Source organism: bacterium (assembly GCA_019695305.1).
Taxonomy (GTDB): domain Bacteria; phylum UBA10199; class UBA10199; order UBA10199; family JAIBAG01; genus JAIBAG01.
In genome coordinates, this window is sequence record JAIBAG010000005.1 from 116,526 (window position 1) to 133,419 (window position 16,894).

Annotated in this window: 16 protein-coding genes; 4 read left to right on the forward strand and 12 right to left on the reverse strand. The window is 40.2% G+C overall.

Annotated elements, in window-relative coordinates:
• The first annotated feature begins 26 nt into the window (after positions 1 to 26).
• Positions 27 to 1,256, forward strand: a complete 1,230-nt coding sequence (gshA, locus tag K1X76_04130; GenBank protein ID MBX7148248.1) for a glutamate--cysteine ligase — start codon at positions 27 to 29, stop codon at positions 1,254 to 1,256.
• On the opposite strand, the gene K1X76_04135 is transcribed toward gshA, so the two are convergent.
• Genes K1X76_04135 through dnaJ form a run of 9 tightly spaced genes read right to left on the reverse strand, consistent with a single transcriptional unit; the run spans position 1,199 to position 10,931 of the window.
• Complete coding sequence (locus K1X76_04135) at positions 1,199 to 2,074, reverse strand: lysophospholipase (protein ID MBX7148249.1); 876 nt, start codon at positions 2,072 to 2,074, stop codon at positions 1,199 to 1,201. The genes gshA and K1X76_04135 overlap by 58 nt on opposite strands.
• Positions 2,071 to 2,832, reverse strand: a complete 762-nt coding sequence (locus K1X76_04140) for a tetratricopeptide repeat protein (protein ID MBX7148250.1) — start codon at positions 2,830 to 2,832, stop codon at positions 2,071 to 2,073. The genes K1X76_04135 and K1X76_04140 overlap by 4 nt, the downstream gene beginning before the upstream one ends.
• Positions 2,829 to 4,616: a BatD family protein gene (locus tag K1X76_04145; GenBank protein ID MBX7148251.1), complete on the reverse strand. Its 1,788-nt coding sequence runs from the start codon at positions 4,614 to 4,616 to the stop codon at positions 2,829 to 2,831. Before K1X76_04145 ends, K1X76_04140 begins: the two co-directional genes overlap by 4 nt.
• Positions 4,616 to 6,412, reverse strand: coding sequence for a VWA domain-containing protein (locus K1X76_04150; GenBank protein ID MBX7148252.1), 1,797 nt, complete (start codon positions 6,410 to 6,412; stop codon positions 4,616 to 4,618). Before K1X76_04150 ends, K1X76_04145 begins: the two co-directional genes overlap by 1 nt.
• Complete coding sequence (locus tag K1X76_04155; GenBank protein ID MBX7148253.1) at positions 6,409 to 7,416, reverse strand: VWA domain-containing protein; 1,008 nt, start codon at positions 7,414 to 7,416, stop codon at positions 6,409 to 6,411. The genes K1X76_04150 and K1X76_04155 overlap by 4 nt, the downstream gene beginning before the upstream one ends.
• Positions 7,413 to 7,940: a hypothetical protein gene (locus tag K1X76_04160; GenBank protein ID MBX7148254.1), complete on the reverse strand. Its 528-nt coding sequence runs from the start codon at positions 7,938 to 7,940 to the stop codon at positions 7,413 to 7,415. Before K1X76_04160 ends, K1X76_04155 begins: the two co-directional genes overlap by 4 nt.
• Complete coding sequence (locus K1X76_04165) at positions 7,937 to 8,815, reverse strand: DUF58 domain-containing protein (GenBank protein MBX7148255.1); 879 nt, start codon at positions 8,813 to 8,815, stop codon at positions 7,937 to 7,939. Before K1X76_04165 ends, K1X76_04160 begins: the two co-directional genes overlap by 4 nt.
• A gap of 5 nt (positions 8,816 to 8,820) precedes the next feature.
• Complete coding sequence (locus tag K1X76_04170) at positions 8,821 to 9,807, reverse strand: MoxR family ATPase (protein MBX7148256.1); 987 nt, start codon at positions 9,805 to 9,807, stop codon at positions 8,821 to 8,823.
• Between the two features lie 11 nt (positions 9,808 to 9,818).
• Positions 9,819 to 10,931, reverse strand: a complete 1,113-nt coding sequence (gene dnaJ, locus K1X76_04175; protein MBX7148257.1) for a molecular chaperone DnaJ — start codon at positions 10,929 to 10,931, stop codon at positions 9,819 to 9,821.
• 263 nt (positions 10,932 to 11,194) lie between these two features.
• Here dnaJ and dnaK point away from each other — a divergent pair, with 263 nt between their 5' ends.
• From dnaK to K1X76_04190, 3 genes are all read left to right on the forward strand, one after another.
• Positions 11,195 to 13,108, forward strand: a complete 1,914-nt coding sequence (gene dnaK / locus K1X76_04180; GenBank protein MBX7148258.1) for a molecular chaperone DnaK — start codon at positions 11,195 to 11,197, stop codon at positions 13,106 to 13,108.
• A 35-nt stretch (positions 13,109 to 13,143) separates the two neighbouring features.
• Positions 13,144 to 13,857, forward strand: a complete 714-nt coding sequence (locus tag K1X76_04185) for a single-stranded DNA-binding protein (protein ID MBX7148259.1) — start codon at positions 13,144 to 13,146, stop codon at positions 13,855 to 13,857.
• A 97-nt stretch (positions 13,858 to 13,954) separates the two neighbouring features.
• Positions 13,955 to 14,194: a nucleotidyltransferase domain-containing protein gene (locus tag K1X76_04190; protein ID MBX7148260.1), complete on the forward strand. Its 240-nt coding sequence runs from the start codon at positions 13,955 to 13,957 to the stop codon at positions 14,192 to 14,194.
• Positions 14,195 to 14,340: 146 nt separating this feature from the next.
• Here the strand turns inward: K1X76_04190 and K1X76_04195 are convergent, their stop codons facing one another.
• From K1X76_04195 to K1X76_04205, 3 genes are all read right to left on the reverse strand, one after another.
• Positions 14,341 to 14,640 (reverse strand): HigA family addiction module antidote protein, encoded by a 300-nt coding sequence (locus K1X76_04195; protein ID MBX7148261.1) that lies wholly within the window; start codon positions 14,638 to 14,640, stop codon positions 14,341 to 14,343.
• Positions 14,641 to 14,646: 6 nt separating this feature from the next.
• Positions 14,647 to 14,928: a type II toxin-antitoxin system RelE/ParE family toxin gene (locus tag K1X76_04200; protein MBX7148262.1), complete on the reverse strand. Its 282-nt coding sequence runs from the start codon at positions 14,926 to 14,928 to the stop codon at positions 14,647 to 14,649.
• A gap of 146 nt (positions 14,929 to 15,074) precedes the next feature.
• Positions 15,075 to 16,894: hypothetical protein (locus K1X76_04205; GenBank protein ID MBX7148263.1), on the reverse strand; the 1,820-nt coding region annotated here is incomplete at its 5' end.

The following is a 16,894-nucleotide window of genomic DNA, read 5'->3' on the forward strand; positions in this document are numbered from 1 at the left end:
ATTTTAGATAAGCATAGGATTATTTAATGTTGTCACAACTTAAAAATATCTTAAAAAATCATGCGGGTGATGTGGAAGCGTGGTTTGAAACTGAATGGAAGGGATTTACCCCTCCCCTTTACTTTTCTTGTGATATTCGCCATTCGGGCCATAAAATGGCTGTTGTTGATACAAATCTTTTTCCGGGTGGGTTTAACAATTTGTGTAATACTTTTTCAAAAGCCACATGTTTAGCGTTTAAAAATTATTTTGAAACTTACCATCCCCAAGCTAAAAAAATTATCCTTTTGGCCGAGAACCATACACGCAATAAATTTTATTTAAAAAATGTCTATCAGCTTCAAAAAATTATCAACGATGCCGGTTTTGAATGTAAAGCTGGCATGCTAGGTGATACTCTAGCCGAAGCCTCAGTTACCGTTGATTTAGACGATTTAACGCTTCAGTTGCACAAAATTTATAATCAAAACGGAAAAATACAGATATACGGATTTATTCCCGACCTGGTTGTTTCTAATAATGATTTTTCGGAGGGCATTCCCGAGGCTATTCAAAATAGTTCTATTCCGGTTATTCCGTCGCCCTATTTAGGATGGCATCAACGACGCAAAAGTACACATTTTATGATACTGGACAGTATCATCCAAAAGTTTTGCAGCCATTTTGACTTGGATCCCTGGCTGCTTCTTCCATTGTCAGATTTAGCCGAAAATGTAGATTTGAGAAATGAAGAGCATTTAAAGCAGTTGGCATTTAAAGTAGATTCGTTATTGGTAGCTATTAAACAAAAATACGATGAACGTGGAATAAAAGATACACCGCTTGTTTATCTTAAAAATAACCGCGGCACTTATGGGATGGGGGTATTACCTGTTTTCTCGGGTGAAGATGTGTTGGCACTAAATCGCAAAGGGAAAAATAAACTTTTATCTGCCAAAGGTGTTCAATTAGATGTGGCCGATTTTTTATTGCAAGAAGGTGTTCATACTATTGATACGTATTCCGGGCAATCTATTGAGCCGGTTATTTATGGCGTGGGTAAAAACGATATTGGCGGCTTTTTTAGAATTCATGAAACCAGAAACGAATGGGAAAGTTTGAACGCCCCGGGCATGTTTTTTTCGTGCCTTTGTCTTCATAAGCTAGACGAACCACACGAAGAACGATTTATTAATTGCAGCGAAAAAGAACGCGTTGTTTATTTATCCCGATTTTTATCGCGTTTAGCGTCACTTGCATGCGCTCGTGAAAGATGAGCTTCAAAAAATCTTTCCATTTCCTGAAAAGCTTTTTCTTTATCAAGTTCATTAAATAATTCGTGATAAGCGCCTTTGTAAATCACCAGTTTTTTATCGTTCGATTTTAATTTTTCTGCAAACTTTTCACTCCCTTCGCAGGCACAAATTTTATCTTTGTCTCCATGCAAAATAAGAGCTGGCAATGTAATTTGAGCTGCTTTTTCGTAAATTGATTCCTGATTGGTTAAAATTTCTGAGGCAAGTTTGAGAGTAATATGCTTAGATACCAAAGGATCGGCCACATAGGCTTTTACCACGCCTTCATCGCGCGAGATAAGGTATGGATCGATTTCATTCTTTAATTTAAAACGTGGCAAATAACTGGCCAATTTATTACCCAAATACTTTTTAAGTGCCGATATAGGGACGGCTGTTTCAATGTTGGCCGAGGATATAACAAACCCTGATAGTTTTTCGGGATACTGCGCCACATAATTAGCTACCATTTGCCCGCCCAGGCTGTGCCCTACTATAAAGAGACCTGTCCCTTTATTTTCCTTAGCTACAAATTGTACAAATTCGTGAATATCCTTTATGTAATGTTCAAAATTATCTACATACGAACGCAATCCATCCGATTTTCCATGGCCACGATGATCAAAAAGATAAACAGCATATCCTTTTTTGGTAAAATACTGAGTAGGATTTTGGTAACGACCCGAATGTTCGTTTAAACCATGCACAAAAATAAGAACAGCTTTAGTGTCTTTTTTAGGTTCGGCATATTGATAATATAAGCGGTGATGATCGTGCGATTTAAAATATGATTCGTTCATGGCATAACCTTTATTAAATGTTGATATTCCATCCATCCAAGCGACCCATCAGGTAGTTTTACCTGATACCAAGGATCTCCCTTTTCGGGGTTTAAGGCCGAAACAATGCGTATTGTGGAGTTTTGGGGATATTCATACAAGGGTTTTGTTTTTTCCACAAAATTTGCATAAACAGGAGCATTACCACCAATAACTACGGCCCAATTTTGAGCATTAATATATGAATACAGCCCTAAGCTAATAAAACCAAGAAGACTAATAATAAAAGAAATAGAGCGTAAAAGGGATACTTTTTTATATTCAGATATAAATAAAGGAGATAAACAAAAGAAAAGCCAAGCCACTACAAAACCAGCTATTTGAACGGGAATGGATATGAGCCATAATGGCCGAAATTGTCCGATAAGGTTAAAAAAAGGATCGTCTTGTACCCCTTCGCGCTTATTTAAATGACTAAAAAAAATTTTACGGTTTTGAGGATTTGAGGGTTTAAGCAAATATGCGCCCGTATAAGCAGCCAAGGCTTTGGAGGAATTGCCGCTCATTTCCTCCAAAATTCCCAAGTTAAATAAAATGTCATCGGTAGGTTTTTTTTCATTATTAATATAATTTTTATAAGCGTTTAAGGCCCCTTGAAAATCATTTTTAAGATATAATTCTTCGGCATCCGCCAAGCTACTTTTATTTTCCTGTGCATACAGTGGGAAAGTAAAAAGCGTGGCCAGAATAATGTGATAAATAAAAATAATTTTTTTCATAATTCACCATTAATCTTGTTTACCATATCGCGTGTTTTATCAAATAAAGTATCGTTTGAGGTAGTCATGCCACTATATAATGAAGCATCTAACCGTTTTAAAAGGTCTGCTACTTCAGTTACAAGTGCATCGCTAATATGAAGTGTTCTTAAAACATTCTCCATTTCGGAAAGCGATAGCGCAAGTCCGGGTTTGCCCGATAAACTTCCTGCATAACGTTTTAAAGCCAAGCTAAGCTCGGAAACCGAGTTGTTCTTTTTGGCTTTAGAAAAATCGGCATTAAAATTTTGAAGTGCCCTTTTTTCGCGGTAACCTTTTTTCCCGCGGCCGCTTTGTAGCAGTTTTTTAAATAATAAACTTAAAAAGAGAATAACTGGAGGAACAAGAAAGAGCACCCAAAATAAAGTAAATGAAAGAGTAAAAGAATGAACTCCATTTTCTACGCGCCTAAAAATAGGCAGTGGAGTGGATGAGGGTGCAGATGATGGAGAGCCAGATGTGGTATTAAAGGTACTTACCACATTTTCTTTGGCACCCGCCTCTACATCCAAAGAATACTCTTTAGAATTTAAAGTAACATATTCTCTTTTTTCGGGATCAAAGTAGGAAAGTTGCAAGGGAGGCAAGGTTAATACGCCAGCTTCTCCCGGCACCAATGCCATTTTAAACACCTTTTTTCCACTTAAACCAGCTTCTGTTTTTACAGTATCAGCAACTGGTTTATCGGCATACACCTTGGCAGAACCTATTTTTAAATCATTAGGCAAAACACCATCTTTAATATTGCCACGACCTTTTAAAGTAATTGTTAGAGTTGCCGATTCCCCTTCCTTAAGTTTTGAGGGTGATAAATCGCTCTCCATTTCAAAGTGCCCCACTAAATTGGTAAAGCTGCTGGGGGCGCCCGCCGGCAAATCGTTTACATGAACACGAATGGGAAGCGCTTTTACATTTTTGGTTTTTCCATGCCCAAAATTAAAAAACGGATCGTTAAAAAAACTACCCATTGAAGTATCGGGAACTTCAACTCTCAGGCTTGTTTCTCCAATAGTGATATCGCCAGTTTTAATAGGGATAAGCGATATTGTTTTTTCGGTAACTACATAACGCCTACTTCCAATATTTTCATAATATTTCTTTTCGGGCACTAATTCTTCGGCTAAAAATTCCTTAAAATCGGGGAGTGTGAGTGTGGCATTGCCAACATTAATAGAGGTGTAAAATTTAAATTTATAAATAATTTCTTCATTAAAATAAGGTTCCTGATTGGTAACCTCAGTAGTAATAAAAAATGGTTTATCGTTTCCTAAAGCTTCGGGTAAATTATCTTGAGAAGTGGGTTGTTGTGGCTGGCCAGGCGGTTGCTGAAAACGAGGATTGGGAACGGCCTGTGCCTGTGGTGGCATCCCCTGCTGTGGCCGTTCCACTTTAATAGTAAGCTCATTCGATTTAAATTCTTTACCGTCTACAAATACCGAAACCGGACCTAAAATAAATGTTCCTTCCGTTTGTGGAATAAGAACATAAGTGTATTGCTTTGAAATATTGACGTTCCCATTAATAATTTGCAAATTGGTACTTGTACCCGACCCTACAATTTTAAAACCAGTCATGGCCGGAAAACTGGGGTCGCTCCCACCTTTGGTACCTTCAACACTCACGGTAACATTAAGCTCATCTTCAAGCGTAATTCCCGATGCATCGGCCGAGAGATTAACGCTAATATCAGCCCAAGCCGGAAGGCTTATGACTAACAACAAAATAAGTAATATATTTTTTTTCATCACCAGTCTTTATCTACCTTTTTTGAGGCACCCTTTTCTTTTAACAGCATCTGTTTTATTGCTTCTTTGGGGCTGTCATCTATGGATTCTAACCAATAAATAGCCTTGTCCTTTGTCATATTAGGCATTTCTTTAGAGTTTGCATTATGCAAGTCATTGGGTTTTCCTTCAAGCGGGTTTTCATTTTTTTCTTCAACAGTTTTGGGGTCTTGTTTATCATCGGTTTTATTATCCTTATCCTGCTTATCAGGACTTTTGTTTTCATTTAAATCTGACGATTTTTGTTCATCATCTTTCTTTTCTTTATTATTGGTTTCCTTTTCTTGCTTTTCTTTATTTTGTTCATCTTTATTTTCCTGAGCTTGATTTTCATTATTTTTATTTTCATCCTTTTGAGCTTGGTCATTATTGTTTTCATTTTCTTTGTCGTTTTTTTCTTCCTTTTTATCCTCATCTTTCTTGTCTTTTTGTTCCTGTTGCTGTTTTTCAACAAATTCCTTATTTAACTCCGCTTTTCTATTTTGAGAGTTAATTTCTAATACTTTAGAGTAACTTTGAATGGCGCCCTCATTGTCTTGTAAGCGGTATTGGGTATTGCCCAAATTATAGAGTATTTTTTCCTGCAAATCCTTTTGTGAGGCCTGGTTTAGAGCATTTAAAAAATATTTTTTGGCATTTTCGTAGTCTTGCTTATTGTAGGCTGAGGTGCCGGCATTATACTGTTCTATAACAAGCGAATTATTGCCGGTAATACTGGCAGCGTTGGCATTTGATATGGTGCAAAAAATATAAAAAACAGCTAATACACTCCTTATCAAGCGACGATTTATTAAAAAAATAGCAAAAAACAACACTGCTATAAAAAGTGGAATCTGAAAATATTCGTGTGGTATCCGCTTGGTGCTCGAACCAAATTCTGCTTCTTTTAACTGACGCCTGATGCCATTGGTTACTAAAGTTTTAATATCATCTTCTGCAGATGTACTTCTCACATAGGCACCATTCCCTTCGGATGCTAATTTCTTAAGCGACTCTTCCTCTAAACGCGATAAAATGAGCTGTCCTTTATCATCTTTTTTAAAACCACCTGCGGCATCGGGAATAGGTGCTCCCTCTATGGTGCCCATTCCCATTACATACAATTTAATCTCTTTTGATCGGAGTTCTTCAAAAACATTGCCCATATTTCCATAGGTTTGTTCTCCATCGGTAATAAGAAGAATGGCTTTAGCGTGCCCTGCTTCGGTCCCAAACGATTGAATAGCCAAATTTAGTGCTTTTTCGAGGTTTGTGCCCGGAACAGGAATGGTATCGGTATCCAGCTCGCTAATAAAAAGCTGATAAGCATCGTAATCGGAAGTAAGGGGACACGATACAAAAGCACTACCGGCAAAAGGAATAAGACCTATTCGGTCGCCTCCCAAAAATTCTAACAAGTCGCTCAGCTTTCTTTTAGCTCTCTCCATACGACTTGGTTTAATATCTTCACTACGCATGGAGCGCGATGTATCAACCAAAACATACAAATCGATACCCTTTTTTGTAATATCAATTTCTTCAAAGCCGTGTTGAGGCCTTAAAAGAGCGAGTATAATAAAAAACAGGATGATGAGTGAAATAAGAATATCAAAAATAGGTTTAATCTTTGAAAACTGAAGTCCCAATTTTTCCTTGAGTGCCTCCGGATAAAATGAATTACGTGCTTTTAGATAATAACCATGCCCCCATAAAAGCACCGCCACTACTAAAGGAAGTAATAAGAAGAGTGACAAAAGATGAATATTTCCCCATGTCATGCAGTAACCCTCATAAAATAGGTGCGCGATAACAGGAGAGCGGCTACAAACAGAAAGAGTGCTGGAATTAAGCAATAGGCATAAAGCTCTTTGCTTTCTTGATACTGCTTAATTTTAATTTCTGTTTTTTCCAATTTATCAATTTCGGTATAAATATTTTCTAATTCTTGCGTGTTTTTGGCATGAAAAGATAGTCCTCCGGTAGCTTTGGCTATATTTTGTAGCGCCTCTTCATCATAATCCATTTCGGCATAAGCTTTTCTTTTTCCAAACAAACTATCCTCGTAATAAGGTACAGGACCCATAGTCCCTACCCCAATGGTATAAATTTTAATTCCTAAATCATGGGCTATTTGTGAGGCCATATCGGGAGTAATTTCGCCGGCATTGCTTTTACCATCAGTTAACAAAATGATAATTTTTGATTTTGTTTTCTGATCCTTTAAGCGTTTTACACCAGTAGCAATAGCATTGCCAATAGCAGTGCCGTCTCCCGCAATACCAATTTCAATACGCGACAAATAAGATTTAAGAGTGGCACCATCGGTGGTAAGAGGCGATTGTGTATAAGCGTAATCACCAAAAACTACCATCCCAAGGCGATCGTATGGCCTTTTATCAACAAAGTCGGCGACTACTTTTTTAACAACATCCAAGCGTGTGGCTTCATTTCCATCAAGTTCAAAATCTAAACCCTTCATACTACCCGAGGTGTCTAAAGCTAAAACAATATCGATGCCTTGTGTAAAGTTTTCGGTAAGTTGATTGGTAATTTGCGGCCTGGCCAAGGCCATTACAGCTAAAATAAAAGAAAAGATAAAAAGCATGTTGGGGATAAACGAAAAACGCTGGCGCAGGGTTTTATCTAAACTGTCAAAAAGAGTGAGTGAAGAAAACGGCAAAGCCCCTGTTTTTAAAGAAGACTGCTTGACTAGAAAAAGCCCTAAAACAAGATAAAATAGAAAAAAGAGAGGTGACGCAAAATGAAAACCATGAGGAATCATGACTGACCTCCTGTTGTTTCATTTTTTATGTCTTTTATAAAACGAAGTAAGAGTTGGCTATCCCCTTCAAAGGATTCTGGAGCATGCTTTATGCCAGCAAATTTAATTCCATCGGCATAATGTAAAAAAATCGTTAGTTCTTGCTTTAAAGGCGCTGTTAAGTTGCTTGTGCTCTTAAAAAATTTTTCAATTTCTTGAGAGGTCATGTCGGTTGCATGAAAATGAGATTGTTCCTCTAAAAATTGCTTTAGTGATTGTGAAAGAAAAAAATACGCCTCTTTTAAAGAAACACTGCCCTCTACGAGGCCTTTTTTATAAAGAGGAATACTTTGAAGAATATTTTCTTCGGTGCTCATTGTTTTAGCTTTTATTTTTTTATGAATATTTTTAAAGAGATAAAAAACGATTACTAATAAAAGTAAAGCAACTAACAACCATATCCATATTGGCATTGAGGTAGAAATTAAATCTTCTGGAGGTAGAATATCCTTCATCTCCATTGCGTTTTGAGGCAAATCGTTCATTTAAAACGCGCCTCCCGCTGATGAAAAAGCTTTACTAGAGCTTTTATATAATCGGTATCGGTGGTGAGTACTAAATGATCGATACCGCTTTGACGCATGCTGTATATCCAGTCATTTTTTCTTTTCTGATGAATTTCAGCATACGCGTCTCTATTTTTTTTAGAACTGAGGTCTATTTCCAATACATGTCCAGTTTCTTGGTCTTGAAATAAAAAAAGACCATGATGAGGTAATTTTTCTTCGGCCGGATCATTTAAATTGAGGCATACTACATCATGCCTGCCCGCACAGCGGCGCAATACTTTAGTATCGTAATCACCCAAAAAATCGGAAATCATGATAAAAATAGAGCTACGGGTCATTACCCGGTCGGCAAAAAGAAGGGCTTTATTAATATTTGTACCTTTGTTTTTTGGTTTAAATGACAAAATTTCGGATAATATATGCCACACATGCGACCGCCCCTTTTTGGGTGGGATAAATTTCTCAACCTCATCCGAAAACAGTACCAGCCCTACTTTATCGTTACTTTGAATGGCAGCAAAAGCCAAAATGGAAGCAAGCTCCGATATCGCTTCATTTTTTAGTTTTTGAGATGTGCCAAAAAGATTGCTTTTAGAAACATCAACCAAAAGAATGAGTGTTTGTTCTCTCTCTTCCTTAAATACTTTAAGATAGGGTTTTCCCATGCGGGCCGAAACATTCCAGTCAATAAAACGAACCTCGTCGCCAGGAACGTATTCGCGCACTTCTTCAAACTCAATACCACGCCCTTTAAAAGCCGATTCGTACTCGCCGGTAAAAACCTCGCTGGCCAAGTGGCGTCCGCGAATATAAATATGGCGAATTTGGCTTAATAATTCGGGAGACAGCATAGTGTTTAGGGTACATCCACATTTTCAAGAATTTTTTCCAACACTTGATCGCTTGTCATCATTTCGGCATCGGCCTCAAATGTTAACAGTAAGCGGTGACGCAATACATCGTAGGCCATGGTTTTTACATCTTGAGGCACCACATAAGCACGGCCATCTAAAAATGCATGGGCACGTGCCGCCATATTTAAAAAGATAGAAGCACGCGGTGAAGCACCAAACTGAATGAGTCTTTCTAATCCCAAATTTAAGTTTTTAGGTTCCCGCGTGGCAAAAATAAGACGAATAATGTAATCGTTTATTTTAGGATCTATATATATTTTCCCAACTGTTTTCTTCATTTCCGAAATATCATGTGGAGAAATAACAGGATCAATAACAGGGCTTTGTGGTCGAGAAAACCTGTCCATAATTAGCGCCTCTTCTTCACGTGTAGGATATTCTACTTTAAGCTTTAGCATAAAGCGGTCTACCTGCGCTTCTGGAAGCGGATAAGTACCTTCTTGTTCAATTGGATTTTGCGTGGCTAAAACAATAAAAGGATCGGGTAATAAAAATGTTTCGTCGCCAATGGTTACCTGGCGTTCTTGCATAGCCTCTAAAAGAGCACTTTGTACTTTGGCAGGCGCACGATTAATTTCGTCGGCCAGAATAATTTGATGAAAGAGCGGTCCCTTTTTAATATAAAATTGCTGCTCTTTGGGATTATAAATTTGAGTTCCTAAAATATCGGCTGGAAGCAAATCGGGTGTAAATTGGATACGTTTAAAACTTGCATGAATAACCTGGGCTGCGGTTTTAACAGCCGTTGTTTTGGCAAGTCCGGGTACGCCTTCTACCAGCACATGGCCACCGGTTATAAGGCCCATAAAGAGCCGTTCAATAAGATAGCGCTGGCCTACAATAACCTTTTCAACCTCGTGCAAGGCTTGGTCAATTTGTTTTCTTTTTTGTACTACTTCCTGGCTTAACGCTTCTAACGATTGGCTCATGATTTATTTATTCATGAAAACAATCCCTTCTTCTTTTTTTTGCCCGTCTCAGGTGCTTTCTCCAAAGAAGATCCGGTTGTTTTCGCGAATTCCTGAAGAATGTTTTTTTGTTCTGCTGTTAATTTTTTGGGAATACTCACATCAATTTTTAAAACATGATCGCCCATTTTTTTGGAACGTAAATCGGCTACGCCTTTATGGGTTAAAGTAATTTGGGTTCCAGGCTGAGTGCCTGGCGGAATTGTAACTTCTTCCTCTCCATGAATTGTAGGAACTGTAAGGGTAGTGCCAAGGGCTGCCAAAGCCATATCTATAGACAGAGAGCTGTAAATGTTATTTTCTTCCCGTTCAAACGTATCGTGCTCTTTTACCTGTACAAAAACATATAAGTCACCCGGAGGCCCACCCTTTTCACCAGCCTCGCCTTCTCCATGAACCATTAAACGTATCCCATTATCGATGCCGGCCGGAATTTTAATATTGAGCTTTTTGGATTGCTTGATTGCTCCTGCTCCGCGACATTCTTTACAGGGATGTGTAATGCGGGTACCTTCGCCTCTGCAGGCCGGGCATGTGGAGCTAATCGTAAAAAAACCTTGTGAGTGCCGTACTTGCCCAGCACCACCACATTGACGACATAATTCGGGCGAGGTGCCTTTTTCGGAACCATTGCCCTCACATTCAATACAGGTAATGCTTTTCGAGAGATTGATATTCTTTTCGGTACCAAAACAGGCTTCTAAAAATTCAATCTCCATGTCGTAGCGTACATCGGCACCACGACGCGCTCTGGTTCTATTGCCACCCTGACGCCCTCCACGAGCACCAAAAAAATCTTCAAAAATATCTCCAAACGAGCTAAAAATATCGTCTACACCCGAAAAGCCATGAAAACCGGTACCACTCAATCCGTTATGGCCGTATTGGTCGTAAATTTGCCGTTTTTGAGGGTCTGATAGCACTTCGTAAGCTTCGGAGGCTTCTTTAAATTTTTCTTCTGCTTCTTTATTTCCAGGATTTTTATCGGGATGAAACTCCATCGCTTTTTGGCGATAAGCTTTTTTAATTTCAATTTCCTGTACAGTTCGAGTAATGCCTAAAATTTCGTAATAATCACGTTTCATAGACGTATGATTTACAGGGTATTTCTCATCCCGATAAACGGGATAAGTCTCTGATCAAACAAATTGATGCAAAAATGAATCAATTTGATTTGTCAGATACTAAAGAATTCCCATTACTTATAGACTTTTTAGCTTTTGTCAATTATCCAAGGTTAAATTTTTGTAATTTTTTAGGGCAAAAGCTTGACATTAGTAAAAACTGCCCTAGTTTAGCCACATTAGCCCATAGAGTGGCTTTAAAAATTAATAAAAGGAACAAAAATATGTCTAAAAAATCAAAAGTAATCGGTATCGATCTTGGAACAACCAATTCAGTAGTAGCCGTGATGGAAGGTTCTGAACCCAAAATTATCCCTAACCAGGAAGGCGCCCGTACCACCCCATCGGTTGTGGCCTTTACCAAAGACGGTGAAGTCTTGGTGGGTCAGGCGGCAAAGCGTCAGGCAATCACCAATCCCGAAAATACTATTTACTCCATTAAGCGCTTTATGGGCCGCCAGTTTAATGAAGTTGGCGAAGAAAGCAAAATGGTTCCCTATAAAGTAGAAACAAAGGGAAATAATGATGTAGTTGTGAATATTACCGGAAAGCAATATACCCCTCCCGAAATTTCGGCCAAAGTATTGCAAAAATTAAAGAGTGCCGCAGAAGATTATTTGGGCGAAAAGGTAAATGATGCCGTTATCACCGTACCCGCCTATTTCAATGATGCTCAACGTCAAGCCACAAAAGACGCTGGTAAAATTGCCGGTCTTAATGTGTTGCGTATTGTCAATGAACCTACCGCCGCTTCCCTTGCCTATGGTTTAGATAAAAAGAAAGATGAACTCATTGCCGTATACGATTTTGGTGGTGGTACCTTTGATATATCGGTGCTGGAAGTAGGCGAAAACGTGGTTGAAGTGGTTGCCACCAACGGCGATACACATTTGGGTGGTGATAATATTGACCAATTGCTGATTAACTATCTTATTGCCGAATTCAAAAAAGATCAGGGTATTGATGTTTCTAAAGATAAAATGGTGCTTCAACGTCTTAAAGAAGCTGCCGAAAAAGCCAAAATTGAGCTCTCCAGCGCTCTAGAAACCGAAATTAACCTGCCCTTCTTAACTGCCGATGCCAGTGGCCCCAAGCACTTAAACATTAAAATGACCCGCGCAAAGCTTGAAAGCATTTGCGAAAGCCTCATCCTTAAGTCGTTTGAACCTGTTAAAAAATGTTTGGCTGATGCCGGCAAAAAACCTTCCGACATTGTAGAAGTGGTTTTAGTGGGTGGTCAAACACGCATGCCGCGTATTCGCGAAGAAGTGAAAAAGTTTTTTGGGAAAGAACCCCACATGGGCGTAAACCCCGACGAAGTAGTAGCTGCCGGTGCTGCCGTACAAGGCGGTGTATTAACAGGCGAAGTGAAAGACATGCTTCTGCTAGACGTTACCCCGCTTTCTTTAGGTATTGAAACCTTGGGTGGCGTGATGACTAAGCTGATTGAACGCAACACCACCATCCCTACTAAAAAGTCGCAGGTTTTTTCTACCGCGGCCGATAACCAAACTAGCGTAGAAGTGCATGTATTGCAGGGCGAACGCGAAATGGCCGGTGGTAACCGCACCTTGGGCCGCTTCCATTTAGATGGTATTCCCTCGGCTCCTCGTGGTGTGCCTCAGGTAGAAGTTACTTTTGATATTGATGCCAACGGTATTGTGCACGTGAGCGCTAAAGATAAAGCCACTGGTAAAGAACAAAAAATAACCATCACGGCCTCCTCCGGTTTATCGGAAGATGAAATTAACCGCATGGTGAAAGATGCCAAAGAGCATGAAAGCGAAGATAAAAAGAAACGTGAAGAAATTGAAACAAAAAACCGTGCTGATACCATGGTGCATGAGGTTGAAAAAAATCTAAAGGAACACAAAGATAAACTGGGTGCCGACGATGTAAAAAAGATCGAAGACGCCTTAGAAGCCACCAAAAAAGCCATCGAAAGTGGCGATGCCGACAGCATTAAAACCAATTTGGATGCTCTACAGCAAGCCAGCTTTAAAATTGGTGAGATCATGTACAAGCAAGCCGCTGATGCCGAAGCTAAAGCCCCTGGCGATGCCGCCAACGAACCGGCTGCCGAAGGCAAAAAGAAAGATGATGATGTGGTAGATGCAGAGTTCGAGGAATCGAAATAAAGCTCAAAGGGGCATCCTAGGATGCCCCTTTTTTTATGCAAACTCTCCTCGATATTTCCCAAAAACTTTCCAAACAAGTTGGTAAACTCACGTTTTCCTCTCCGGTGACGCATGTGTATAACCCATTGGATTATGCGTGGGAGTCGTATGCCCAGTATCTTCAAAAATACGCGCGTGAAAATGTGCCCTATATTTTATTGGGGATGAACCCAGGGCCGTGGGGTATGGCGCAGAATGGGGTTCCGTTTGGAGAAATGGATTTGGTTAAAAATTGGCTTAAAATAAACGCTGCTGTAGGAAAACCCAAAGATGAGCATCCCAAAAGACCTATCGAAGGTTTTAGTTGTCAACGTTCCGAAGTGAGTGGCAAGCGTTTATGGGGTTGGGCCAAAGAGCGCTACAAAACGCCTGATAAATTTTTTTCGCGTTTTTTCGTTGTTAATTATTGCCCCCTCGTTTTTATGGAAGCCTCTGCTAAAAACAGAACCCCTAATCAACTGCCTGCTTCCGAAAGAGAGGCTCTTCTCGAATTGTGTGACGAAGCCTTAAGAGAGCAAATTCGTTTTTTAAAACCCAAAGCGGTGATTGGTGTGGGACAGTTTGCTCATCAAAGAGCCGAGGCTAGCCTTAAAAATACGGGTATTTCCACCTTCAGTATTTGTCATCCCTCCCCTGCTTCGCCCAAAGCCAATAAAGGTTGGGCCAAAATTATTGAAAAAGAGATGAGTGGGTTTGGAATTGCGTTTTAAAATGTTATTTGTTAGTTTTTCTTATGACTCAAGTGGATAAAAAACTGGACTTCTCCTCTTTAAGCCAAGCCCTTGAAAACCTTAATAAGGCAATCTTGTGCAACAAGCGAAAATTGTTATTTTTGGCTCCCGTGTGAACGGACCTGTGAAGCCTCACTCCGACTTGGATATTGCCGTGGATGCGGGGAAACCTCTTACTCTCAAAGAACACTCTGCCTTAAAGGATGCCTTTGAAGCATCCAATCTCCTTATCCGTGTGGATGTAATAGATTTGAACAGCATTACATCGGAATTTAAAAGGCTTGTCCTGGAAACTGGTGAGAAAATAGAGTTTTAACAGCATTTCTCATAGTGTTTCAGGTGTATCTGACACTGGAGATACTTCCACTTCACCCTCTCAGAGCCACAAGTAAATTTTTTCTGGCTTTATTGGGAAGTGTGTTTTGCGCGATTAACTAGTTTAAAAATAGACCACTTCCATTTTTAGGCGGCTAATAACGGGCGAATATTTTTATAACGATGCCGTTTTTGAGCATCAAAAAGATCCACGGCGGCTTGCATGTTCAGCCAATATTCAGGTGAGGTTTTAAAAGCTTTGCTTAAACGGATGGCCGTATCGGGGGTAACAGAGCGCCAGGTATTAACCAGCTCATTGGCCCGTGGCCTGGAGATTCCCAAGGCTTTGGCAAATTTTTCCTGCGTAATACCTAGAGGTTTTAAATACATCTCTTTGATGATTTCTCCCGGATGTGTGGGCCTTCTGAATTTAGGGATCATAAGTATCTCCTTTTAATGATATTGTTCCAAATTAACACTGTGGGCATGGCCTTCTTTAAATTCAAACGTGATCCTCCATGGCCCATTAACCGAAATAGCCCATTCATTTTTCCGCATGCCTTTAAGACGATGCAGATGAATACCAGGAGTAGAACGCATGTCTTCTGGCCTTGTTGCAGCAGACAGAATATCAAGCAAATAACAAATACGTTTTACAAGTTTATGATCAATCCGCTTGGAACGTCCTTTATGAAACAAATCTTCCAACCCGCCATGTTTAAAAGAAACAATCACTTGGTTATAGTGTAATGGATACCATTACAAATTTCAAGAGAAAAAATAAAAATATTCAAACACTGCCTCACTGCGGCCCCGCATCATACCCCGCCCGCCACTGGGCAAAAAGCGCTTCCACTTCATAGGGGCTGCCCGAATAATGATTATGGCGTTGAGGGCAAAGCAGCCACATCAGTAAGAATAAAATGGTAATTATCAGGCCTGGCCTGTAAATCGCCGTTTTGCATGTTCTCCATAACAACATCATTTAAAGTAACACCTGCGTCCCCCTGCAATCTATCAGTAACCAAACTCTCTACATCGGAGGCTGTGGCATTATCCCACAAACCATCACTACCACGCACGTAACGATCGCCGGGTTGCATTATAAACTTTTGGTAATAGGGCCGGCCAAGACTATTAGCTCCAAAGGAAGTAAGCACAACATATCCCAAAGGGTGTTTCCCTTGATCAAAATCGTTTTCAACCGAGGGAATAACAGGGGTATATCTTCTTCTGGCATTCTCCATCATTTTTTTCATTCTATTCTCCATTGCCGTATCGCCAGGATAATGCTGCTGTACCCACTCTTGGATGTTTGTATGGGTAACCATATTTGGTGCAATATTATTTGCCTGCATATCCCTTAAAAATTGCACCAAACTGGCATCGTGCGTTCTAAATACTTCGCCCTCTCCTGGCCTAAACACCACACCGCGCACATCGCCATAAGTCCAGGTTTCCAACAACACAGTTCCATTGGGCTGCGGAGTTAAACGATCAATGCCCAAGGCTATGCTACCTGTATATCCATCATCCTTTAAAATTTTTTGCGTGCCTGCCAAGGCTTCCTCTACACTTTCGCCTGCCTGTAATAGCATGGTTAAATACGCCAAAGTAGCTTGCATGGCCTGATGAGCCTGGGGTGTACCTCCCATGCCATCGATGGATATTTGATAAACAAGTTCACCACCGTCAACATTATTATCCCTTACTTTTATAATGGCCAAACCGTCTTCCGTAAATTGCTTACTACTTTTAGGTATACCTAAATTCGTAACGCCATAAGCACTTATTTGTCCATTGTCGCTCGTAAAAGTATAATCACCAAAATTCCCATCCATCACCACATAAGAACCATCATCTGCAACATGAACCCCTGGCCTATTACTTGAACCTATACCAATACCTTTGTATTCAGGTGATTGAGGTGGAGCCGCCATCAAATTAGCCATCGAAGTTGGAGCAGCAACAGTTCCACTGTCCCGTGAATACCTCATCCACCCATCAAACATGGTTTCGTAATACTGCTGGTACGTGACGGTGTGGCCTTCGTTGGTAAATTGATGATTCATAAGCCAGGTAGCAAGATTGGCTCTTGCCGCATCGGGATCGCTTAGGAAATCTTGCGAGGTAATACTTACGGTTCTGCCATCAGGCAATGTGGCACTCAGTGTTGTGCCCGGATGGCGAAAACGTTCTAACTGGGCGGCCATGCGCATGTCGGCTTCGTAGGCGGCGAGTTCGGATTGTAATTGGGACTCTACAAAGAAGGCTTTTTGCAAATCGCTATTCGCCCAAAACACTTCCAGGGATGTGACATCGGGGGCTAATTCTTGTATTCGTTCCAGTAACGCATCTCCTTTCAAATTACTCCATTCCATTTGTGTTTGATGATGCACTATTTCGTGCACCAAGGTTTGAACTAAAACCAGCGGATCACCTCTTAATACCGCCGCATTGCGGTTAATGGTGATTTGTTGATTAGGTAAACTATGCCCTACTCCTTCGCCTTCATCATCATTTACAAACCGCACCTGCAACCCACTCGCTTCGGCCCAATCGAGATAATCGGCCAGTTCGGGAATAGACTCCCGCAATGCTAATTCATTGAGTCCAAATCCTGCTACAACCTCTGCTACAGAAATGGGGGTGTCAGATTGGGTTATTTTGGGTGCGGGAGTTAGATTTGTTAAAGTGGGGG